This is a genomic window from Dyadobacter sp. OTU695 (assembly GCF_038440355.1).
In the GTDB taxonomy this organism is placed as follows: domain Bacteria; phylum Bacteroidota; class Bacteroidia; order Cytophagales; family Spirosomataceae; genus Dyadobacter.
The window spans coordinates 173,211-196,033 of sequence record NZ_JASATN010000012.1 but is presented as its reverse complement, the minus strand read 5'-3'; the positions used below and the strand labels follow the sequence as shown (position 1 = coordinate 196,033).

Genomic DNA, 22,823 nt, shown 5'->3' with positions numbered 1-22,823 from the left:
GTTGTTGATTTTTTAAGATCTATATAAACAGAGCGGGCCCCGATTCCGGAGCCCGCTCTCACTATTTTTATCTAAAACTCCTTTTACAAAACAGCATTCTCAAACTTTATCGATTCAATCGAAAACAACGGCTTGTTACCAGCTTCTGCATTTTTAAATACAAAATATACTTTATGCAGCTTGCCGTCGGCCGGCGCTTTCACCGGGACGCTGATCGTCTCTGATTTTTCGACTTTGCCTTCTCCGATTTTGGTTCCTGTCACTCCGTCCAGGCGAACTTCAAGCGTCCCGCCGGCGGATCGCCCGGCCGTACTTGCCACCGCAACGGACAGCTTAGCTATTTCAGTCAGGTCGATATCGTCGAACGCGATGAAGCCGCCGTCTTTCATACCAATTACCATTTCGGTTCCACTGTCACCTTTGTATTTGAAGGTGTTTCTCGTCGTATCGGCCATGTTTGCCATCAGCGTCGACGGGCGCAATGCTACGGTTTTGGAGCCAGTAAGCGGGCCCATCGTTCCATTACCCTTGTCGGTGTAGCTGGCGGTGAAAATATACGACCCCTCTTTTTTCTTGGCCTGCGTCACATAAGCGCTTTTCAACGGCTTCTTATCGGCGGCCTTTTCATTGGCAAGACCCAGAATGTATTTCACCATTTCTTCCACTTCCTCCGGCTTGTGCTGCGGATGGCCCGGCATTGCCTGCTCGCCCCAAACGCCGCTTCCGCCTTTGAGAACTTTGTCGGTGAGCGTCTTCAATGAATTTCGCTCGCGTGCGTACTTCTTCGCTACTTCGCGGTAGGCAGGCCCGATAGACTTTTTATCGACCGAGTGACATGCCTTGCAATCGCTCAGTTCGATCATGCGCTTGCCAGTTTCAAAACCTGTGTTGGCCTGGTGTCCTTGTGCCAGCTGTGTTTTGTCGAAGCCTTCGAGGTAGTTAATCGTCAAAGTAACTTCGTCTTCCGGGATTTTTTTGGTAGCCAGGCTGCCGTCCTCTTTGTCGGAAACAGAAACTTCGTAGTTCACCGGCTTATCATTCCAATAGAACGTCTTGTTGCCTTTAATGGCCACGTCCACCTTTGGAACAGCATTACCCACGCGCACAATCACGTCCGAGGTATTGGAATTCCCGGCATTGTCGGTCACTTTCAAAGTGGCGGTGTATTCGCCGGCCTTCGCATAGGTAAAGCTTGGGTTAGCCAGGGTGCTTTTAGGAAGCCCTTTTCCAAATGACCATTCATATTTGATCGGGTCGCCGTCGTGGTCCATTGAGCCTTTGGAAGAGAAAGTTACTTTCAAAGGAACTGCCCCGGTGGTATTGGTAGCACTCGCGACAGCCACCGGTACGCGGTTGCCCGCATTATAGGTAATGTGTGCGAGGCTGGCTTCGTCATTTTGCGCAAACCAGTTAGGGCCGTATTCTAAAGTGTACAAGGAGCCGTCTTTGGCAAACTGCATATCAATCGGGTGGCTGAACTTGGTGTCTGGCATAAAGCGTTCGATGCTTTGCAGGTCGCCTTTCTCATTCATGGTCACGATGTTGATATAGTCGCGAATCCAGTCATAGGCGAAGAATTTACCATTGTAATAGGAAGGGAACTTAACCTTGCTATCCTGGAAATCAGCAGCATAATACACCGGTCCGGCCATTGCATTACGTCCGCCCTTACCAACGATCGCTCCGAATTCGGGCGAATCGGCATATGGGTAATAGATAAATGCAGGTTGAGCGGGGGGCAATTCCTGCAAACCGGTGTTGTGCGGCGAGTTATTGATCGGTTTCGCCGGATCGAAAGGCTTACCCGAACTGCTGTCGGCAAAGTTGAAATCGATGTAAGGTCTGTTATTACCAATAAACAGGGGATAGCCGAAATAACCGGCCTTTCTGGCCTGATTCACTTCGTCATAGCCTCTGGGACCACGCTTTGGATCGTCGACGGATGCATCAGGACCTACATCGCCCCAATACAAATAGCCGGTATGCTGGTCCACCGAAATACGGTAAGGGTTACGTGTACCCATTACATAAATCTCAGGCCGGGTTTTCTCGGTTCCGGGAGGGAACAAATTTCCTTCCGGAATGTCGTACAGGTTGGTGCCGCCAGGCATATTGGCACGGCGGTCGCCGTAGCGAGGCTTGATGCGGAGTACTTTTCCTCTCAGTGAGTTGGTATTCGAAGAGGTATGCTGGCCATCCCAACCTTCGCGTCCCGGACGTTCGTCGATCGGGCCGTATCCGTTGGACTGAAACGGGTTCACGTCGTCGCCCGTCGAAAGATAGAGGTTGCCTTTTGCATCCCAGGCAATGGAGCCGCCCGTGTGGCAGCAGTCGGTACGTTTTACAGGTACGGTTAAAAGTACTTCTTCCGTGCTAAGCAGTACGGTGTCCTTCACATCATCGTATTTGAATCTCGACAAATGCTGGGCCGTATCCGCCTCCGAAGATGGCGGTGAATAGTACATATAAATCAGCTTGTTGGTCTTGAAGTTTGGGTCGATGTTCAGACCCATCAGGCCATATTCCTGTTTGGTGTAGACCGGTACTTCGCCAACGATTTTTATCTTGCCGGTTTTAGGATTGTAGAGCTTCACTTTACCTTTTCTTTCGGTAAACAGGACGCGCTGATCGTCGAGTACGACCAGTTCCGTAGGCTCGTCGAGCTTGGAAGCAAGTACTTTTTTGGTAAAGCGGTTTTCTTCGGGGCGGGATTTCGAATAGTCCAGTTTCGATGCCATGGCCCAGTTAAGACCGCCGGTAAGGTGTTTTACAAAAACGGGGTTGGTGTAAGTAGCATCTTCATGCCCAAAATTGGTATAAAATGCTTTTCCACCATCAAACTCGTGGTACCATGACATCGGGTGATCGTCACCCATTTTGCCGTCCTTGTAAGTTTTCTCGTCGATTTTGACGAGTACATTCACCTTCGGATTAAAGTTTTTGAAATCATAAAACTCGTCCTTGATCTTCCATTTTTTCGGAAAACCGTCCATCGAAGGATGCTGGTCATTCACCACATATGCTTCACCTTCCTGCACATTGGGGTTACCCGGGTGGCTCAGGAATTGCGCGCCTGCCAGTTTGTTATACCATGGCCAGTCGTACTCGGTATCAGTTGCGGCGTGGATGCCCACGTAGCCGCCACCCGCCTGGATGTACCGTTCAAAGGCATCCTGTTGCTTGTCATTCAGTACATTGCCAGTGGTGTTCAGAAATATGACCGTGCTGTATTTTTGCAGATTTTTATTCGTAAAAACAGCTGCATTTTCGGTTGTATCAACAGCAAAGCCAGTCTCTTTTCCGAGTTTCATGATGGCGGTTTTCCCAGCCGGGATGGAGGAGTGGCGGAAGCCGGCTGTTTTCGAGAATACCAGCACGCGCTTTTCCGGCGTCACCGTCTGGGCCGTAACCATCAGACTGCAACATGCCAGGGCCGTCACACCGGCAATCCTGAAACGTTTTAAAACTTTTCGAAAAGGGGATTCATTCATTAGATTGATTGGGAATTGGTTAACGTAGAAAAAACCTACTTTCCATAAGGAAAATAGGTTTTCAATATACTTGTACGAACGACAATTATAAGCCCAGGACCTTGCGGTTGAATGCTTCGTCTGCGCCGGTTCCTGCGAAATCGTCGAAGGCCTTTGTAGTTACTTCGATGATATGGCTTTCGATGAACGGTGCACCTTCTGCCGCGCCTTGTACGGGCGATTTGATGCAGCATTCCCATTCGAGAACAGCCCAGCTGTCGTAATTGTATTGCGATAGTTTCGAGAAAATACTTCCGAAATCCACCTGACCATCACCCAGCGAGCGGAAACGTCCTGCGCGATCGGCCCAGCCTGCAAAGCCGCTGTAAACGCCCTGCTTACCGGTTGGGTTGAATTCCGCGTCTTTTACGTGGAATGCCTTGATGCGATCGTGGTAGAGGTCGATGAACTGGAGATAATCCAATTGCTGCAACACGAAATGGCTTGGATCGTAGTTGATGTTCGCGCGGGTGTGGCCGCCAAGGTAGTCTACGAACATTTCGAAAGTAGTACCATCAAACAGGTCCTCGCCCGGGTGCAACTCGTAGGCAACGTCCACACCATTTTCGTCATACACATCCAGGATAGGCTTCCAGCGGGTCGCGAGCTCTTTGAATGCGGTTTCTACCAATCCGGCAGGGCGTTGTGGCCACGGATATAGAAATGGCCATGCCAACGCACCAGAGAATGTCGCGCTGGCTTTCAGGCCCAATCTGCGGCTTGCCTGCGCTACATATTTCAAGTGCTGCGTAGCCCATTCCGCACGTGCCTTCGGGTTGTTGCGAACTTCGGGCACGGCAAAACCATCATACATTTCGTCATAAACCGGGTGCGAAGCCACCAGCTGACCGATGATATGGGATGCGAGTTCTGTGATCTCAAGGCCTTTGTCGGCCAGTTTGCCTTTCAGCTCGTCTGCATAAGTCTGCGATTCCGCTGCCTGCTTCACGTCGATTACACGCGGGTCCCACGTGGGAAGTTGCAATCCCTTATAGCCCAGGCCGGCCATGTAGTCGGCGATGGTATCCAGTGAGTTGAACGGAGCTTCGTCGCCGAGGAACTGGGCGAGGAAAATTCCGGGTCCTTTTATTGTTTTCATATTTTTTAATGTTGAATGACTGAATGATTGAATGACTGAATGATTGAGTAATTGACCGGGTCGCCGGAGCGATGATTGAATAGCTTATGATTGACAGACTACCTCGTGTTCTTGCGGGCTTTGGACAGGATCTTGACTAACTCCTCTGCGCCCGCCATCAAAGCAATGAGCTTTTCCGGGGGGATTATGCCCGATTCCGACATAATCTCCATCCAGAAAAGTGACTCGTCTGCTTCTTCGATTGTGATACTGATTTTAGCGAAAAATTCATTTTGACTTCTCGCTCTACACACTGCTCGATAATTGGCTCCGACAGAAGATGCTGATCGCAGAAATTGCTTCCCTACAATTCGAGCTTCCTCTGTTGATGGCAATGCTTTAAAGACCTTAATACTCCGCAACACAAAATGCTTAGTGCGATCCTGCAATTGCGAGACAAAATCCCGCTTGTCATCAACAGTAGCCATATCAAGAGTGTGTGTTAAAAACAAAGCACCAACGCCCTATTCAATCATTCAGTCATTCAATCATTCAAAATTAAATCGTTACCCAAGCCTCCTTCTTATTGCTCTCCAAAATCCTCTCGCAAATCAATAGTTCACGATACCCATCTGCGAATGTTGGGAATGTAGGGTTTTCAGGTTGCTTGCCGGCTGCGATGGCGGCGTACACTTCCTTGAACATTTGTTTCGAAGTATCCGGGAAGCCTTCGTTGTGGCCGCCTGGGAAGGTGATGGTCGAGCGTACGTCCTCGTTCACGAGCGATGGGTCGCGCATGAGGACTTCGTTGGCCTTGTCGCGGTTTCCGATCCACATTTCGTTCGGCGACTCGGAGCACCAGCTGAATGTCTTTTTTGAACCGGAGATTTCCAGTGACATCCGGTTTTTACGGCCAGCAGAAACCTGCGAAACGGTGATTACCCCTTTGTTTCCATTGTCGAAACGGAGCAAAACGTTCGCGTGGTCTTCGGTATTAATAGGAACGTCGGCATAATCTTCCGGTTGGAGCAATTTACCCGAATAGGTTTCTACGGCTTTTAGAGGCTTCTTACGGGTTTTGTGGACAGTATTGAAATCTGCGAAAACCGCTACTGTTTTCAGGCCGGTAATGTATTCCAGAATGTCCATCAGGTGGGAGCCGATATCGGCGATAGCACGTGAATCTCCGGATTTGTCCGGTTCGAGGCGCCAGTTATAATCGGTATTGTAGAACAGCCAGTCTTGCAGGTAAGAGCCGATGAACGAATAGATCTCTCCCAGCTCGCCTTTTTCGCGCATTGATTTCATCTGGCGCGCCAACGGATAGTAACGCAGGTTGAAGTGGACCGCATTCACGAGGCTGGTTTTGGCGGCCAGTTCAACGAGTTCTTCGGCTTCTGCAAGGTCCTTTGCCAATGGTTTTTCACAAATCACGTGTTTGCCGGCCAGCAATGCTGCTTTCGACTGTGAGTAGTGCAAAAAGTTAGGCGTACAGATGTGGACAGCCTGAATGTCATCCTGTTTCAGCAGTTCATCGAACGTGTAGGAACGGGCAATGCCAAGCGCGTCTGCTTTTTCCTTGGCCAGTTCTGCGGTCACTTCGCAAAGTGCGGCAACTTCTACATTAGGAAGACGTCTCAGTGCTTCAATATGTGCGGGGCCAATGAAGCCTGTACCGACAACGCCAACTTTAATTTTGTTCATAAATGGGTATGGAATGGTTGGTGAAAAACAGCCCGCTCTCACGGGTTAAATTGAGATGTAGATTAATTAAGTTGAGTATTCGGGATCAGAAGTCGGTCCATTTGGTCTCCGTCTTGTTCGAGGCAATGACGGCATCGATGAACTTCATGCCCCTCAGACCATCCTGGGCGGTAGGGAAATCATACACGGGATCGGCCTTTTTGCCTTCCCAGTAAGCCCTCAGGTGGATCGCAAAGTTGCGGTAGAGGTTGGCAAAAGCTTCAAAATAGCCTTCGGGGTGGCCGGCCGGGATGCGGGTATGCACCTGGGCGGCTTTGGACAGGTTACCTACGCCTGTGCGGATGATGCGGGTTCCCTGGTTGGTTTTATGGATCAGCGTATTAGGCTCCATTTGTTTCCATTGCAAACCGCCTGTTTCGCCGTAAACGCGTATATTGAGGTCGTTTTCCTCTCCATTGGCGATCTGGCTGTTTTGCAGGATACCCTTCGCTCCATTGTTGAAGCGGAGCAGAACATGTGCGTCATCATCCAGCAAACGGCCTTCTACAAATATTGTAAGGTCGGCGCAAATCTGGGTAATTTTCAATCCGGTGATGTATTCGGCCAGGTTTTCGGCATGTGTACCGATGTCGCCCAGGCCTCCCGCGGCTCCGGAACGCTTCGGATCGGTGCGCCAGGCTGCTTGTTTGTTACCGGTCACTTCAACCAGGGTAGCGAGCCAACCCTGTGGATATTCCACAATTACCTTTCTTACTTCTCCAATGGCACCTGAGGCGATCATCTGGCGAGCCTCCTTTACCATAGGGTATCCGGTATAGTTGTGTGTGAGGCAGAAAACCAGGCCGGTTTTTTCAACCAGGGCCACTATTTCTTCTGCTTCTTCGGTATTGAGGGTAATCGGTTTATCGCATACGACATGGAAGCCATTTTCAAGCGCAAGCTTCGTAGGTGCTTTGTGCATGTGATTGGGCGTAACGATGGCAACAAAATCCATGCGTTCTCCTTCGGGCAGTTGCTTTTCTTTCAGGATCATCTCCTCAAAGTCGTTATAAACCCTGTTTTCAGGGAGATATAGCGCCTTTCCGGTTTCCTTAGATTTGGCAGGATCGGAGCTGAACACTCCGCAAACCAGCTCAATTTCTCCATCCATGATCGCTGCACGGCGATGGACCCCACCAATAAATGCATCCAGGGAGCCGCCTACCATGCCCATTCTGATCTTTCTTGACATTCCAGTTGGTTTAAGATTTTGAAATAGATTATACAGATAAGAAAGAGCCGGGTAAATGACTCTTACTTCCTACAAATATAAATTTAAGACATAAAAAACATTGCTAAGGAATAATGAAAAGCAGTAGAATTCCCCGGAGTTTGTTTTTTTTGTGAAAATCTTTGAATAAAAAGCAGTGTCCCGAAGTCAATCATCTAATTCAAATAATCAAACCCGTTAAGTCACATGTCCCAATCAGTTAACAGCGGAAGACTCTTCAATGCAAGTTGTTTTGCGCTCATAACCACTGCATTCTCATTCAGTATCCGTGCAGGGATTCTGCCCCAGCTGGGTACGGAGTTCAATCTCACAGCCGAGCAACTGGGCTTTATCAACTCGATGTGGTTCTTCGGGTTTCCCCTCGCAATGATCATCGGCGGGCTCGTGTACCACACCATCGGCCCGAAAACTATTATGCAGGTGGCATTCGTGTGCCACGCGATTGGTATCATCATGACAATCTATTCAGGTGGCTACACCGGCCTTCTTATTTCCACCTTCCTCATCGGGGTAGGTAATGGCTGTACAGAGGCTGCTTGTAACCCTATGATCGCTGATTCGTACGAAGGACTGCAAATGAGCAAAATGCTTAACCGTTTCCACATGTGGTTCCCTGGCGGTATCGTAGTGGGTTCTCTGGTTTCGAAATTCATGACCGATGCCAACCTCGGCTGGCAGGCGCAGATCTGGGTGATCCTGATCCCGACTTTGATTTACGCATATCTTTTCTGGGGACAGGCTTTCCCTAAGCCACACGTAGCAGGTGTAACTTCCATCGGTGAAAACGTGAAAGCGATGTTCACGCCGTTGTTCATCTTCATATTTGTCTGTATGGCATTTACCGCTATCAGCGAGTTCGGTCCGCAGCAATGGACAGGGCTGATCATGAGCAAGAGCGGTGCAAGCCCGATGCTGATCCTGGCATTGGTAACAGGTTTGATGGCTATCACGCGTTTCTTCGCGCACCCTATCGTCGCTGCATTGGGGCAAACCGGTATCCTCTGGGGCTCTTCGATCCTCGCAGCAGCCGGTATTTACCTGTTCAGCACTGTAACCGGTCCTGCGGCCTATGCAGCGGCAGTGATCTTTGCAATGGGTGTGGCGCTGTTCTGGCCTACCATGATTGGTTTCGTGGCCCAAAACGTGCCGTTGAGCGGCGCATTGGGTATGTCGATTGTCGGTGGTATCGGAATGTTCTCGACGGCTATCTGGCAGCCGGTAATCGGTAAATGGCTCGATGATGCCAAAGCTGAGAAATTGGCTGCAGGTCTGACCGGCGACGAAATGGAGCTGGCGGCCGGGCAGGCTACGCTGAGCACGATGGTGATGTTCCCCGCCTTGTTGATCGTAGCATTCGGTATTCTGTATTTCTGGATGAAAGGACGTAAAACAGTGCCTGCTTCTTCTGCGGCAGTTCACTGATAATCCGATATTTCAAGCAAAAGGGCGCCGATGAGGCGCCCTTTTTGCATTACCGGGTATTCTAACGAATTATTTCAGCTTCACGATTGTCACGCCCGCACCACCGCGGTCCGCGTGCTCGTCGTACATGCCCGCTACTTGCTTGTATCCGCGCAGGTGGTTGCGTACAAGCGTACGCAGGATGCCATCGCCCTTGCCGTGCACAATGCGCAGTTCGTCGTAGCCAAGCATAATGGCATTGTCCATGAACTGGTCCACCATTCCCAGCGCTTCCTCGCCCCGTTTACCGCGCATGTCGAGGTTAAAACTGAAATTGAGCAACCGCTCATTCATGTCGACGCCTTTGGCTGTTGTTTTCAGCCCTTTTTCGCCGGTTGCCGCGCGGTATGTTTTGCGCGAAACTTTTTCAAGGCGATTCAGCTTTACATTCGACTTCAGGTCGCCAATGCGGATTTCGGCATCTTTCCCTTTCAGCGATAGTACTTCACCAATGGCAGTTTGTCCGCTGATGCGCACGTAGCTGCCCGGCGTGATATCGCCTCCTTCCGGCTCGTATTCCTCCTCGGCTGGCTGCGTCTCGGTCACTTCGGCGAGGACAAGGTTCTTTTTACCAAAATTTTCGAGGTTCGTTCTTACCGTTTTGGTCTTTTCTTTCTCGGCCTTGTTTTCCTTGATTTCGCGAATGGTATTCTCAATCAGCTGATTAGCATCCGAAAGCAGGTTTTTCGCCTTCTGTTTTGCCTCATTGACGATCTTTTTCTCGTTGTTATCGAGTTTCTCTTTCAATGCTGTGTAATCGGCCAGCTGTTTTGCAAGCTTGCGCTCTTTAATGCCTATCTCAATATTCTTTTCCGCAAACACGCGACGTTCGATATCGAGCTCTTTCAACAGTTTTTCAAAATTCACCTGCTGCGTTCCCAGCTTCTCTTTCGCTCGGGCGACCACGGCTTTCGGCAGGCCTATTTTGGATGCGATTTCAAATGCAAAAGAACTGCCCGGACGACCGATTTCCAGCTGATACAGTGGTTCCAGATGCTCTCCATCAAAACGCATCGCGCCATTGACCAGCCCGTCCGTCTTGTCGGCCAGCACTTTCAAATTGGTATAATGCGTATTGATCATCCCGAATGCACCCGACTGGGTGAGATTTTCGAGAATGGCTTCCGCAATCGCACCGCCGAGGCCCGGCTCTGTTCCTGTTCCGAATTCGTCGATCAGAAACAAAGTCCGTTTATTGGCCATTGAAAGAAAGTGGCGCATATTGGTCAAATGCGAGCTGTAAGTACTCAGGTCGTTTTCCAGTGATTGCTCGTCACCGATATCAATGAAAATGTTCTGGAAAAAGCCCATGGAAGAGCCTTCCCGCATCGGCACGAGCAACCCGCATTGGAACATATACTGAATCACGCCAACGGTTTTCAATGCCACGGATTTACCACCGGCATTAGGCCCTGAAACGATCAGAATGCGTTGTTTTTCCTGCAATTCGATATTCAGAGGAACTACCTTCTTCCCCTGCTTCTGGAAAGACAAATGCAGCAACGGATGCCTCGCCTCGCGCCAGTCGATAAATTGACGGTTTTCAAACGGCGGGTTAATAGCGCCCATTTCGCCCGCCAGCCTGGCTTTCGCGCGAAGGAAATCCATGAGTCCCAGAAAGCCGTAAGCCTTTTGCAGGTCGGGTACAAATGGGCGGATGTAGGCGGTCAGTTCAAGCAGAATGCGATTGATCTCCCGGCGCTCCTCGTATTCGAGCTCGCGGATCTCATTATTGGATTCAAAAATGTCCGTAGGTTCGATGAAAACGGTCTGCCCGGTCGCTGATTCGTCGTGGATAAACCCGCGCAGTTTCCGCTTGTGCTCGGCGGCAACAGGAATTACCATGCGGCCGTTCCGGACAGTCAGCGACACATCGTCACCGATCCATCCATTGCTTTTGGCCGATTTCAGGATCGTATCCAGCTTTTTGCGTATGCCCGACTGCTCTGAAATCAATCGCTTGCGAATGCGCGAAAGCTCGGTTGACGCAGAATCACGGATTTGTCCACGATCGTCGATAATGCGGTCGATAGCATCGGTAACGGCTTTTTCGACCCGGATCGTTTTGGCATATTCTCCCAAAATCGGGAATGCGTCGGGTTCCTGGCTTTCGAAAAAGCGCAGGCAGAGACGGATCGTCAGCAAAGAAACTTTTAAATCAGAAAACTCGGGCTGCGTCAGAAGCATGCCTTCAATGGACGCCCTTTTCAAATAAGGCGTGGCGTCGATATAATTCTGGGAAGGGAAATTCTCTCCCAGTTCGAGAATGCGCAGCATTTCGGCAGTCTGGCTAACGAGCTTCTCGACCATGCCGAAGTTTTCGGAGAACCGGATCTTTTCAACAAATCCTTGACCCAAAGAGCTGATACAAAGCTCCTTCAGACGTTCCCTAAGCTTATCGAATCCCAGTTTTTGTTCTAATGTATTGGGGTAAAGCATTTTTTAATGGCTATCGGCTGTCAGCAATCGGCCGTCAGCTTAGTATTTGATGTAAATATTGTATTTAATGTAAGTATTGTATTTAATGTAAATTTTGAACTCCCGTTGCCGACAGCCGACGGCCGACAGCCGACTGCTTGTTCTAAAACACATTCCGGATCTCCTCTTTCAAAACCTTCAAAGCGTGCGTCGACGGCTGTATTTCTTTCTCGATCACGTGTGAGAAGATCTTTTTGGCGAGGTCGGATGCCGGGGCTTCGGCGCTAACTTCCGCTGCCGCCTGATTCACTACCGCGACGGTTTCGTTCATCGCATTAACGATTTGTTCCCAGGCTTGCGTGCTGATGTACAGCTGTTGCGCTACATTATGGTTATATTCTTCCCGGATCTCATGCAATACGATCTGCTGCAGTTCAAGCGCGCTTGTAGCGGAAGGTGCCAGCCGAAGTAACAGGTTATTGGGGGTAATACGTTCCAGATACAGGCACATGCGCTCGTACGCCTGCAAACGCAGGGGTAATGTGATGTCGACATTTTTGCTACGGATATCGATCCGCTGTTTTTCCAGAAACTTGTCTGCAACGGTTGTTATAACGATACTAAATCCAAACGTGATGATAAGTCCAAGTACCAATGCGGCCAATACCAGATAATATTCCATGGTGTGATTTGTAATTTTATGCCAAAATTGAGGCACAAAATTAACGCATTACCCGCATTTGGCAGATATTTATTTCAAAACGCGAATGGAACGAGGGACGTTTGCGTTAACTGGTTTACGCAATCAAGAATAAAAAGCAGGAATGGATAACCCGATTCAATTGACCGAGAAGGCGCAGCTTGAAATCAGATCGACTTTGGAAGCCAACAAAATTCCGGATACCTACGGGCTCCGGGTGGGGTTGAGAGGGGGCGCATGCAGCGGGTCGTTCCTGCTTGGGTTCGACACAGCCACAGAGCATGACCAGACATACCTCATCGAAGGAATTAAGGTACTGATAGACAAGCGCCATTTAATGTACGTAATCGGCGTGTCGGTTGACTTTGAAGAGGGTGCGAACGGCAGCGGTTATACGGTTTCTGCCGCAGAAAAAATCAAATAAGTATTTGGATCAATCTTCAATGGTTACATGTTTCCAGTTCTCTCCCGAACGAATGCGGTTGAGCTGCGTATGTGTAATCCCGAACTGTTTCGCGATCATTTTCAGACGGTTATTGTCGTTCTTCAAAAGCTTTTTGATGATCCGAACTTTACTTTCCGTGAGCTTGTAATTTTTCGTACGGCGTGGGATTACCCGGTTGATGAACGCCGGGTTTTCACGGTTATGATCGATCATTTCCGCTTTCGTAACCCATTTCAGGTTTTCGTAGTGATTGTTCTGTTTATCAAAATCCAGGTGAATCACGAAGTTATGGTCGGCGTCAGGCTTGTCCGCAAAATGCTCGGCCACGAGCTTGTGTACATACCGGTTGATCGTTTTCCCACCTGCAACGCGGATATTCAATGACCTGTAACCCTGGATGACCGATCCTTTGATCACGACACCTTCCTTCGGGTTGTTCTGGAAACTCTTCAACCTGCCATAGTTGGACACCTCATAATGGGGAGCATTCTCGATTTCGTCGAAAATAATTTTTGCCCACTTTTCATTCCAGAAGCTCCGGCTTACATTTGATTCATTCATTTTGATAAAAGATATTATTAGGTTCTATGGTCGTACAGTTGATCTTATAGCACCGTTCCCCCGTGAACGCGGGAACGATCTTTTGGTGTTTCGTAAGTGTGTGAGGGCAGCGGTGGATACCGCGACGGCCAACGCCGCATTCAGTCCCTTATTTCATTAAATTGATTTGGCATGAAACGTACACTCATCATAGGAGCGACTTCCAATCCATCCAGATACGCTTACCTGGCGGCACAGAAACTCAGGCACAATGGACATCCCATCTTACTCATAGGACGCAGGAAAGGTTTTGCATTAGGAGAAGAAATCAACACAGACAAAACTGACTGGAAAGACGTAGATACTGTCACTTTGTATATCAATCCGAGCCACCAACCTGAATACTACGATTACATAGTTTCTCTAAATCCTAAACGCGTTATCTTCAACCCTGGTACTGAGAATCCTGAATTTAAGGATATTTTAATCGATAAAAATATCATACCAATAGAAGGGTGCACATTGGTGATGCTGTCAACCGGACAATTCTAGTCCGGCACCTTACCACCTGATCAGAGCCGATGCCCAGGTAAACCCACTTCCGAATGCAGCGAGGCAAATCAGATTCCCTTCCTGTATTTTCCCAGCCTCCCAAGCTTCGGCTAATGCGATAGGAATGGAGGCGGCCGTTGTGTTTCCGAAACGTTGTAAGTTGTTGATAACCTGCGATTCATCGAGGCCGAGCTGCTGGCGTACGTAATCGCTGATCCGGAGATTTGCCTGGTGTGGGACGAGCAGATCGATGTCACCGGCGGTAAAGCCATTGGCTTCCAAAGCCTCCTGGATTACCTCGCCGAACCGCACGATCGCATGCTTGAAAACGGCATTGCCGTTCATATACACATTGTGCCCACCCGCTTCGATCACTTCCTGGCTTACCGGACGACCTTCGCGGCTGCTGCCCGGATCTTTCACGTAAAGTTCCTCGGCAAACCGGCCGTCGGCATGAAGGTGTGTAGATAATATACAATGTTGGGGATCGTCCGTTGCGGAAACTACCGCAGCGCCGGCGCCATCGCCAAAAATAACAGCCGTGTTGCGTCCGGCCGTGCTCTTGTCGATCCACGACGACTGTATCTCCGAACCGACGACCAAAGCTGTCTTATACATCCCCGATTTGATGAACTGATCGGCAATGGAAAGTGCATACACAAAGCCTGAGCATTGCTCGCGGATGTCAATCACCGGCTTTCCGTCCATTCCCAGTTCACGCTGCATGAGAAATGCGGAGCCCGGAAAGAAATAGTCGGGGGTAATGGTAGCGTACACGATCACATCAATGCCATCCGGCGAAAGTCCGGCCCTGTCCAGCGCCTGGCGCGAAGCTGCGGCAGCCATGCTGTAATTGGTATCCTTCCCATATTCGAAATAGCGGCGTTCCTGAATCCCGGTGCGCTCGCGGATCCATTCATCGGAAGTTTCCATCCATTGGGTCAGGTCGTCATTGGTGATAATATTGTCGGGAACGTAAAAGCCCAAACCTGTAATGCGTGAAAATGCCATGCTAGTGGGGACGGTTCAAAACTGCCGAGGGTTAGAAACGCAGGGAAGAACGGTTTTAAATTCTAAAATGATAATTATTAGCAACATAGGTTGCCGGAAAGATTACAAAAATGCAACAAAAAGTCCTGCTTACCAATTCAAGCATGCTTTTTCCTGATGTTGTCGGTGATAGAAAGAAGTACGTACACGATCAGTATGGCGGGAACAGCGAGGAATTTCAAAGTGATGAGCAGGAGAACCGTGATGCCTATCAGCAGGAAGCGCGATTCATTTCCTTTCCAGCCGAAGTTCTTGAATTTGAGGGCGATCAAGGGAAGCTCCATGATCAGGGCATAGGACATTACCGCGCTTAAAACCAACAGATTAGTTGTGTTAACGATGATATCTTTCCAAAATGTGCTCTCCGTATGAACGATAAGCGGCAGAGAAGCGATGAGCATCGCATTTGCAGGGGTAGGTACGCCAATAAAGGAATCGGACTGCCGCGGATCGTTATTGAATTTCGCCAGGCGGATAGCCGAGAAAATCGCGATGATGAATGCCGCATACGCCTTCCATATACCGAACAAATCGGGAATGCTTTGCATCAGTAATTGATACATAATAATCGAGGGCAGCACGCCGAAAGTAACCACGTCGGCCAGGGAATCCAGGTCGCGGCCGATGGGGGAGGTGACTTTGAGCAAACGTGCGACGAAGCCGTCCAGAAAATCGAATATCAATGCGACACCAATGAGCAGGCAGGAAAGGATCAGGTTATTGTGGAATGCTTCTACCACGCCAATGCAGCCACAGAGCAGGTTACCGCAGGTGAGGGCATTGGGGATGTTGCGACGGATCATAAGGCGCTATTTGAAGAACGGGTTGTTTCTTTTCTCAAAACCAATGGTGGTAGGTTCCATGTGGCCGGCATAAACCGTGTAATCTTCTGGCAGGGTGAACATCTGTTCCCGGATGCTTTTCAGGAGCGTGCCGTGATCGCCGCCCGGGAGGTCGGTGCGGCCGATGCTCATACGGAACAGCACATCGCCACCAATCACGAATTTATCCTTGTCACTTACAAATGCCACATGCCCGGGCGCGTGGCCGGGTACGAATATGATTTTCAGGGAAGTATTGCCAAATTCAATGGTTTCGCCTTCCTTAATGAAGCCGTCGATCTCGGGTTCTTCGAATGTCGAAAAACCGTAGTTGGAAGCATAAGTCTTAACAGCCTTCAAAAGCGGCTCGTCCAGCTTATGCAGAACGAAGGGAATGTTGTACTTCCGTTTGAGTGCGGCCACGCCTAGCACATGATCAATATGCGCATGTGTATTCACGATCTGTACGGGTTTCAGGCCATGTTTTTCAACATAGCCGGCAAGTTCGTTTACTTCCGCGCGGTCGTAACAGCCCGGATCGATGATGATGGCCTCACCTGTTTCGTCGTGAAGAAGATAGGTGTTTTCGGAAAACGGATTGAAAACAAATGTTTGTACCTGGACCATTCCGGTAGGGGTATGTGGGTTAATGAATGGGCGCGAATTTACAAAACACTTTACAGTTCTTTGAACCGAGCGATAATGCGGTCAAAGTAAAATATCGTCGTATCCTTATAGTCAGAATCGGTTCCGGCAAAAAACCATAGCTCGCCATTGCTGTTGGTGGTCACGGTAACGGGTTGTCCGTTATTGGAATAAGTCACGAGCGTATGATAGCGGGAATCGGGGTTGGTGCTGGCAATGCTCCCGGCAAGCAGTACAGCCTTGCCCGGTTGCTGTACGGTTCCCTTGTCGAGATTGAATGTATACGTCCCGGAAACCAGTTTCGTCAATGGCTCGACTGGCGATACGCCGGCTTTAAATGTCACCTTGTCGACAACAGCACTTGCACTGTACCTCGTCGCCAGATCAACCTGGAGTTCCATTTCATAGGGTTTATTAGGCTTAAAGCCGGTTACACGCTTTTTGAGGTAGCTGAATATATTGCCTTTGGAATACCTGGATAAAACCCGGAAACCGTATTGGGTCGTATCGAGGCCGCGGGGCAATAATGCCGTAGTTGAGCCCGTATCCAGCTGCGTGGAATCGGCCGTAGCCGCGTATCCGGCAAATTCGGCGACCCAGCCGTCCTTTCCTTCGCCTGTCGACTGGAAGTTGGAGTCGACCGTAATATTGGCGTCGAGACTGTCTTCATTACAGCTCCACAGGCCTGCCGCTGCCAGAACTGCTATCAGAATGTATTTTTTCAAGGTAAAAATCAGTTTACAAGAAGAACGAAAGATAGGCGAATATCTTTACCTAAAAATCCTATCCGATCAGGAAAATTGCGGGTATTTTGTGCAGATCGGGCTTTTGCGTTTTCCATTTTTGGACCGGCATTGTCCTGATCAGCTCATCCGGGGCAGTTACATCGGCTGCAATACACAATGCCAGGTCGGGCGAGCAAGCGTCTATGACGGCTTCCAGCAACTGGTTATTACGGAATGGCGTTTCCATGAATATCTGCGTCTGTTGATATTGCCGCGCATTTCTTTCTAGGTTTTGCAATGCTTTTTTACGCTGCACCTTATCAATAGGTAAATAACCGTGAAATGCAAACGACTGCCCGCTCATTCCGGAGGCCATCAGTGCCAGCAGAATGGAAGATGGCCCCACCAGCGGCACCACACGGATTCCCAACTCATGCGCAATGCGTACGGCTACCGCGCCCGGGTCGGCCACACCTGGGCAACCTGCTTCCGAGAGGACGCCGGCGCTTTTCGAAATGTTCCGAAGGGAAGCAAGAGTTTCTGCTTCGGGCGTATCCTTATTCAGTTCTATAAATACCAGCTCATCGATAACCTTGCCGAGTTTCAGGCTGCTGATGAAGCGCCTGGCCGTCCGGATATTTTCCACGAAGAAAACATCCAGGTGCTGTACGGCATCTTTGATCTGCGGGGAAAGCACGTCGTTTTGAGTCCCTTCCGCCAAAATGGTAGGAATTAAGTACAGGGAAATCCCGGAATCATTCATAGGTGCTGCATTTTTTCATTTCCTTCCAACCAAACGGCCTGAATGTGAATCTACGGAGTAAATAAAATTATTTAATAAGTATGAAAAGACTATTATACATACCCTTGGTCCTGGTGTGGTTATTGTCTTGTAAAAAGGATAGTTTCAACGACCTTTCGCCCAATTACGCATTTACGCCGGTGTCGGGTATTTGGCATTCCATCGAAGTTGAAAGGTCTTCGCTCGATAATAAAAGTACCTGGGAGCCGATTGAGGCTGCCAAATCCGATTCGTTGATATTTCGTATCGACGGCGTGGTGCTTAACGCCGATGGCACTCCCCGGTGCTGTGCACCTGCCACAATGATCATCAATGGTACCCTGCTCGATGTCAAACCGCAAACTGCGTTGCCCAATAACCCGGATTGCGAACTGTTGAACTGCATTACTTGTCCAACCTGGGAAATATCGCTGAGCGACGACCAGCTTATTATAGGTACCTGCAATTCACCGCGAATAAAATACGTCAGATAGCTTCGTTCAAAAATTCCAGCAGGGTGCTGACAAACGCTTTCGGCTGTTCAGCCTGAACCCAGTGCCCTGCTCCCTCGATCGTTTTCAGTTGTGCATTAGGAAATAAATCGAGAATCCCTTCCAGGTCTTCATCCAATACATAATTTGAATTAGCTCCCCGTATGAACAGCGCCGGGGTTTCGACCGGCTCGTCCGATTTGATCTGCGCGCCCACATTGGCCATATCGGTTGTCAGCAATGGTAGGTTAAAGCGCCACGCAAAGCCTCCTTCTTCATTTCTGTACAGGTTTTTGAGCAAAAATTGGCGGACACCAAGCAATGGCTCATACTCGCTCAAAACTTCGTCGGCCTGGTTGCGGCTTTCGATCTGATCCAGCCGGATCGCATTCAGTCCTTTCAGGATTTTGGTGTGATGGATAGGGTAGGCCTTAGGCCCGATATCGACTACTACGAGCGCATCGAAGGTGCCCGGGTAGGTTACTGCATATTCCATGACCGTTTTTCCGCCCATCGAATGTCCGATCAGGATCGGCGATTCAATGTTTTGCTGGTCCAGAAATTCCTTTAAATCAGCAGCTAATGTTGAAAAGTTCAACGGGGCTTCATGCGGTGAACGTCCGTGGTTGCGCTGGTCGACCAGGTAAACGCGATACCCCTGTTCCGAAATAGTTTTCCCGATCGTGAGCCAGTTGTCCAAAAAACCGAAAACGCCGTGGAGGATGATCAGGGGCTTCCCTGTTTCACCTATTTGTTTGAAATTAAGTTGCATAGTTTAGTTAATGTAGTGCTTCGGCAGTCGGCTGTCAGCCGTCGGCCTTTAGTTATTGCACAACGGTCGAAAGCCGAAAGCCGACCGCCAATAACCATGCAAAGGTTGTAAGGATTTCCGGTAAGGAAAAAATCCTTGCTTTCTAAAATTTAACAATTTGTTAAACGCCGGTTGCCAATGTGGTATAATAATTGCTGCCGGATAGATAAAAAATCTTTTTTTCTCCCTCAAATCTGCCCTTCAAAAGCCATCGGCCCTTCTCGTAATTTGTTAACGATTTGATAAAATAGAAAATATTGAAGTATTGGTGTACGAATCTGCATTATTTCAATAGATCAGCTAGTTACGGGCATTAGTATTGTATTTTAGTAGGATTTAGCCTTTTGTTTGTGAATGTAAAAAGCTATTATTTTGCAACAATTATTCATCCTCCTTGAATGAATCCGCTAGTATTCTTACAAACCAAATCACCAAATTTATGAACGGGAAAAGTTTACTCTTCCGGGCGGTGTGCCTCACGGTTACCGCTTTTCTATTCTCTCTATTGGGGCCCGTGGCGCAAGCCCAGGTTACTTCATCGGCAATCACGGGACGTGTTGCGGACGGCAAAGGCGAGGTGCTTCCGGGCGCCACGGTCGTAGCGGTACACGAACCGTCGGGAACAAAATACGGCTCGGTAACCAACGAGCAGGGGCTTTACACGATCCCGGCCGTGCGCGTGGGCGGGCCTTACAAAGTGACAGTATCATTTGTAGGTTTCAACGAGCAGTCACAGGAAAACATCTTCGCTAACCTGGGTACTGCTGCGAACGTCAACTTTGAACTGAAAGACGGTTCTACGGACCTTGCAGAAGTGATCGTTACCGGCGCCGGCAGCGATATTTTCAGCTCCGACCGTACCGGCGCGGCAACCACTTTCAACAAAGGCCTCATCACGAGTCTGCCTACGCTCGGGCGTACGCTGAACGACATTACCAAATACAATGCGTACAGCAATGGCCGCTCATTCGGTGGCCAGGACAGCCGTTACAACAACTTTACGATCGATGGCTCCGTGTTCAACAACGGTTTCGGTTTGGGTAACGAGGCGCAGGCTGGTGGCCGTACCGGTTCTACGGCTATTTCCCTGGACGCGATCGAAGAGGTACAGATTAATATCGCACCTTATGACGTGCGTCAGTCGGGTTTCGCGGGTGCTGGGATCAATGCCGTAACCCGCTCGGGTACGAACGAATTCTCAGGTTCTGCATTCCATTTCTTTAAAAACAAGAGCCTGGCAGGAAAGAAAATCGACGGCAGCAAGATCACAGTAGCTGAGTTCAATGAAAAAACAACCGGTTTCCGTCTCGGTGGGCCGATCATCAAGAACAAATTGTTCTTTTTTGTAAATGGCGAGTTTGTAAAACGTTCAAGCCCTGCTTTGGACTTCGTGCTTAACCGCGGCGAGTCGGGACCAGGCGGAAACGTATCACGCACGACGCTTGCGGATATGCAGGATCTTTCCTCGTTCATGAAAGAAAAATTTGGTTATGATGTAGGTGCTCTGGATGGTTTCAACAACGAGAATACCAGCAAGAAATTCCTCGGTCGTATCGATTACAACATAAGCGACAAGCACAAGCTGACCCTGCGTTATTCACACCACGATTCGGATTCGGACGTGCTGATCAGTCAGAGTAACAGCTCTAATACAGCAGGTTTTGGTAATCGTACCAACTCACTTTCAGCAATTTCTCCGCAAAACACCGGCTACATCATCCAGGACAACACCCGTTCGTTCGTAGCGGAATTGAACTCGAACTTCGGCGGTAAATTCGCCAACAACCTGATTGGTACTTTCAACAAACAGATCGAAGACCGAAAATACAAGGCGCCGATCTTCCCTACGATCGAAATCCAGAAAGACGGATCGACTTACACCACCATCGGTTCCGATCCGTTCACACCTAACAACCGTCTGGATTACTCGACCTTCAACATTACCGACAACCTGACGTATTTCGCAGGAAAGCACACGGTTACTGTGGGTGCATCTTACGAGCACTTCAAGTCGAACAACCTGTTCTTCCCAACTTCAAACGGTGTTTGGGTATTCAAATCGATCCAGGATTTCAAGAATGCGGCTAATGCATACCTGGCTAACAAAGACCTGACAACTGCTCCTGATACCGTGGTACGTTTCAACTACCGCTACTCACTGCTTCCGGGCGGCGCTGCTCCGTGGCAGGTATTCAAAACGCAGACTTTCAGCTTGTACGCGCAGGACGAATTCCAGGCAGCGCCTAATTTCAAACTGACTGTGGGCCTTCGTGCAGACCTTATCAACATGCCAAATACTTCCAAGCAGTATTACAATCCTGTTGTAGATACGATTGCGTTCAGGTCACCGGACGGAGCCCGTTACAATGTGAATACCGGTAATGTCCCAAAATCACGTGTGTATCTGTCGCCACGTGTAGGTTTCAACTGGGATGTGAAAGGGGACCGCACCACACAGGTTCGTGGTGGAACTGGTCTGTTCCTTTCCCGTATTCCTTATGTGTTGATCTCTAACCAATTGGGTAACAACGGTGTGAACTCGGCTACTATCGCAGGAAGCAATACCACTGCGTATCCATTTACTTTGGATCCAAGCCGTTACAATCCAGCTCAAACGACGGGTCCATTGAAAGGCTACCAGGTAAATGCATCAGATGCAGACCTGAAATTCCCGCAAATCTGGAAAAGCAACATTGGTATTGATCAGCAACTGGGCTGGGGTATCGTCGCGACGGTTGAAGGTATTTTTAACAAAAACTATAACTCACTGCGCTACATCGACGTGAACCTGAAAGCGCCGACTACACAATTTACCGGTGCCGATACGCGTGACCGTTTCCCGGCTTCGGGTCTTAGTGGCAGCGCAGCTACGGCAGCTCGTTTGATTTCCGATCAGGTTTCAAACGTGTACGTCCTTACTAACACCAACAAGGGATACTCTTACTCTTTGACGGGCAAACTCGAAAAACCTGCGACAAATGGCTTAGGTGGAATGGTAGGTTATACTTACGGCATGGCTAAGGACATCGCTTCGGTATCTTCTACTGTGGAAGGCAACGTTCCGGGCGTAAATGGCTTGAACTACCTTGACCTGGCTTATTCAGGTAATGACGTTCGTCACCGTTTCGTAGGTTATGTTTCTTACCGCAAGGAATACGGCGGTAAATTCGGTGGTGCTACGATGATCACATTGGGTGGTGTATCTTCCAGCGGTACTAAAATTTCTTACATCAGCTCGACCGACATGAACGGCGATGGTCAGAATAATGACCTGATTTTCGTTCCAAACAAAGCGTCCGACATTACTTTCCAGACGCTGACAACTACGGTAAACGGCAAGACTTATACATTCTCGCCAGAGCAGCAGACCGAGGCATTCCAGAAATACATTGACAACCACCCTTATTTGTCAGAAAGAAAAGGCAAATATGCGGAGCGTAACGGTGGCGCTTATCCATGGCTGACCCGTTTCGATGTAACTGTTGAGCAGGATTTCTACGTGAAAGTGGGCAAGAAAGACAAAAAGAATATCATTCGCCTTCGTGCCGATATCTTCAACGTAGGTAACATGATCAACGATAAATGGGGTGTAGCCAACCAGGTAACTGCATCTTCAAACAGCACACAATCCAACCCGCTCAACTTCGCAAGCGTAACCAAGGAGGGTGTTCCCACCTACCGCATGGGTACGCAGGTTGTGAACGGTGAGACCGTGCTTGTGCGCGACGCATTCGTGAAATCGAGAACGATCAACGACGTATGGCAAGCGCAAATCGGTATCCGTTATATCTTCAATTAAGA

General features: G+C 49.2%; 19 protein-coding genes. 5 read left to right on the top strand and 14 right to left on the bottom strand.

Annotation, left to right across the window (positions count from 1 at the left end; translation table 11 throughout):
* Positions 1-83 precede the first annotated feature (83 nt).
* The 5 genes from AAHB90_RS21525 to AAHB90_RS21505 all read right to left on the bottom strand — a co-directional run bounded on the left by AAHB90_RS21525 (position 84) and on the right by AAHB90_RS21505 (position 7,525).
* A complete protein-coding gene (locus AAHB90_RS21525; RefSeq protein ID WP_342087267.1) occupies positions 84-3,491 on the bottom strand; it encodes a ThuA domain-containing protein in 3,408 nt (1,135 codons plus the stop codon).
* An 85-nt stretch (positions 3,492-3,576) separates the two neighbouring features.
* Complete coding sequence (locus AAHB90_RS21520) at positions 3,577-4,629, bottom strand: sugar phosphate isomerase/epimerase family protein (protein WP_342087266.1); 1,053 nt, start codon at positions 4,627-4,629, stop codon at positions 3,577-3,579.
* 98 nt (positions 4,630-4,727) lie between these two features.
* The gene (locus tag AAHB90_RS21515) at positions 4,728-5,096 is read right to left on the bottom strand and encodes a four helix bundle protein (RefSeq protein WP_342087265.1); all 369 of its coding nucleotides are present in this window, start codon (positions 5,094-5,096) and stop codon (positions 4,728-4,730) included.
* A gap of 70 nt (positions 5,097-5,166) precedes the next feature.
* Positions 5,167-6,312, bottom strand: a complete 1,146-nt coding sequence (locus tag AAHB90_RS21510) for a Gfo/Idh/MocA family protein (protein WP_342087264.1) — start codon at positions 6,310-6,312, stop codon at positions 5,167-5,169.
* An 85-nt stretch (positions 6,313-6,397) separates the two neighbouring features.
* The gene (locus AAHB90_RS21505; protein WP_342087325.1) at positions 6,398-7,525 is read right to left on the bottom strand and encodes a Gfo/Idh/MocA family protein; all 1,128 of its coding nucleotides are present in this window, start codon (positions 7,523-7,525) and stop codon (positions 6,398-6,400) included.
* Between the two features lie 243 nt (positions 7,526-7,768).
* Here AAHB90_RS21505 and AAHB90_RS21500 point away from each other — a divergent pair, with 243 nt between their 5' ends.
* Complete coding sequence (locus tag AAHB90_RS21500; RefSeq protein WP_342087263.1) at positions 7,769-9,004, top strand: MFS transporter; 1,236 nt, start codon at positions 7,769-7,771, stop codon at positions 9,002-9,004.
* A gap of 69 nt (positions 9,005-9,073) precedes the next feature.
* On the opposite strand, the gene AAHB90_RS21495 is transcribed toward AAHB90_RS21500, so the two are convergent.
* Complete coding sequence (locus tag AAHB90_RS21495; RefSeq protein ID WP_342087262.1) at positions 9,074-11,482, bottom strand: endonuclease MutS2; 2,409 nt, start codon at positions 11,480-11,482, stop codon at positions 9,074-9,076.
* A 142-nt stretch (positions 11,483-11,624) separates the two neighbouring features.
* Entirely contained in the window at positions 11,625-12,143 is a 519-nt protein-coding gene (locus AAHB90_RS21490; RefSeq protein ID WP_342087261.1) for a DUF7935 family protein, read from the bottom strand.
* A gap of 142 nt (positions 12,144-12,285) precedes the next feature.
* Here AAHB90_RS21490 and AAHB90_RS21485 point away from each other — a divergent pair, with 142 nt between their 5' ends.
* On the top strand, positions 12,286-12,585 hold the full coding sequence (locus AAHB90_RS21485) for a HesB/IscA family protein (RefSeq protein ID WP_342087259.1): 300 nt from the start codon (positions 12,286-12,288) through the stop codon (positions 12,583-12,585).
* 9 nt (positions 12,586-12,594) lie between these two features.
* On the opposite strand, the gene AAHB90_RS21480 is transcribed toward AAHB90_RS21485, so the two are convergent.
* Positions 12,595-13,167, bottom strand: a complete 573-nt coding sequence (locus AAHB90_RS21480; protein WP_342087258.1) for an NUMOD4 domain-containing protein — start codon at positions 13,165-13,167, stop codon at positions 12,595-12,597.
* A gap of 171 nt (positions 13,168-13,338) precedes the next feature.
* On the opposite strand from AAHB90_RS21480, the gene AAHB90_RS21475 reads away from it, so the two are divergent.
* Positions 13,339-13,698, top strand: coding sequence for a CoA-binding protein (locus AAHB90_RS21475; protein WP_342087257.1), 360 nt, complete (start codon positions 13,339-13,341; stop codon positions 13,696-13,698).
* A 9-nt stretch (positions 13,699-13,707) separates the two neighbouring features.
* Here the strand turns inward: AAHB90_RS21475 and AAHB90_RS21470 are convergent, their stop codons facing one another.
* From AAHB90_RS21470 to AAHB90_RS21450, 5 genes are all read right to left on the bottom strand, one after another.
* Positions 13,708-14,709 (bottom strand): 3-oxoacyl-ACP synthase III family protein, encoded by a 1,002-nt coding sequence (locus AAHB90_RS21470; RefSeq protein WP_342087256.1) that lies wholly within the window; start codon positions 14,707-14,709, stop codon positions 13,708-13,710.
* A gap of 137 nt (positions 14,710-14,846) precedes the next feature.
* Complete coding sequence (pssA, locus tag AAHB90_RS21465; protein ID WP_342087255.1) at positions 14,847-15,551, bottom strand: CDP-diacylglycerol--serine O-phosphatidyltransferase; 705 nt, start codon at positions 15,549-15,551, stop codon at positions 14,847-14,849.
* A 6-nt stretch (positions 15,552-15,557) separates the two neighbouring features.
* Positions 15,558-16,196 (bottom strand): MBL fold metallo-hydrolase, encoded by a 639-nt coding sequence (locus tag AAHB90_RS21460; RefSeq protein ID WP_342087254.1) that lies wholly within the window; start codon positions 16,194-16,196, stop codon positions 15,558-15,560.
* A 50-nt stretch (positions 16,197-16,246) separates the two neighbouring features.
* Positions 16,247-16,939 carry a hypothetical protein gene (locus AAHB90_RS21455; protein WP_342087252.1) on the bottom strand — a complete coding sequence of 231 codons (693 nt, stop codon included), beginning with the start codon at positions 16,937-16,939 and terminating at the stop codon, positions 16,247-16,249.
* Positions 16,940-16,997: 58 nt separating this feature from the next.
* The gene (locus AAHB90_RS21450; protein ID WP_342087251.1) at positions 16,998-17,702 is read right to left on the bottom strand and encodes an SAM-dependent methyltransferase; all 705 of its coding nucleotides are present in this window, start codon (positions 17,700-17,702) and stop codon (positions 16,998-17,000) included.
* Positions 17,703-17,782: 80 nt separating this feature from the next.
* On the opposite strand from AAHB90_RS21450, the gene AAHB90_RS21445 reads away from it, so the two are divergent.
* On the top strand, positions 17,783-18,214 hold the full coding sequence (locus AAHB90_RS21445) for a hypothetical protein (protein ID WP_342087250.1): 432 nt from the start codon (positions 17,783-17,785) through the stop codon (positions 18,212-18,214).
* On the opposite strand, the gene AAHB90_RS21440 is transcribed toward AAHB90_RS21445, so the two are convergent.
* The gene (locus AAHB90_RS21440; protein ID WP_342087249.1) at positions 18,207-18,983 is read right to left on the bottom strand and encodes an alpha/beta fold hydrolase; all 777 of its coding nucleotides are present in this window, start codon (positions 18,981-18,983) and stop codon (positions 18,207-18,209) included. The two genes, AAHB90_RS21445 and AAHB90_RS21440, sit on opposite strands and share 8 nt — an antisense overlap.
* Positions 18,984-19,461: 478 nt before the next feature.
* Here AAHB90_RS21440 and AAHB90_RS21435 point away from each other — a divergent pair, with 478 nt between their 5' ends.
* Positions 19,462-22,821 carry a TonB-dependent receptor gene (locus AAHB90_RS21435; RefSeq protein WP_342087248.1) on the top strand — a complete coding sequence of 1,120 codons (3,360 nt, stop codon included), beginning with the start codon at positions 19,462-19,464 and terminating at the stop codon, positions 22,819-22,821.
* Positions 22,822-22,823: the final 2 nt, after the last annotated feature.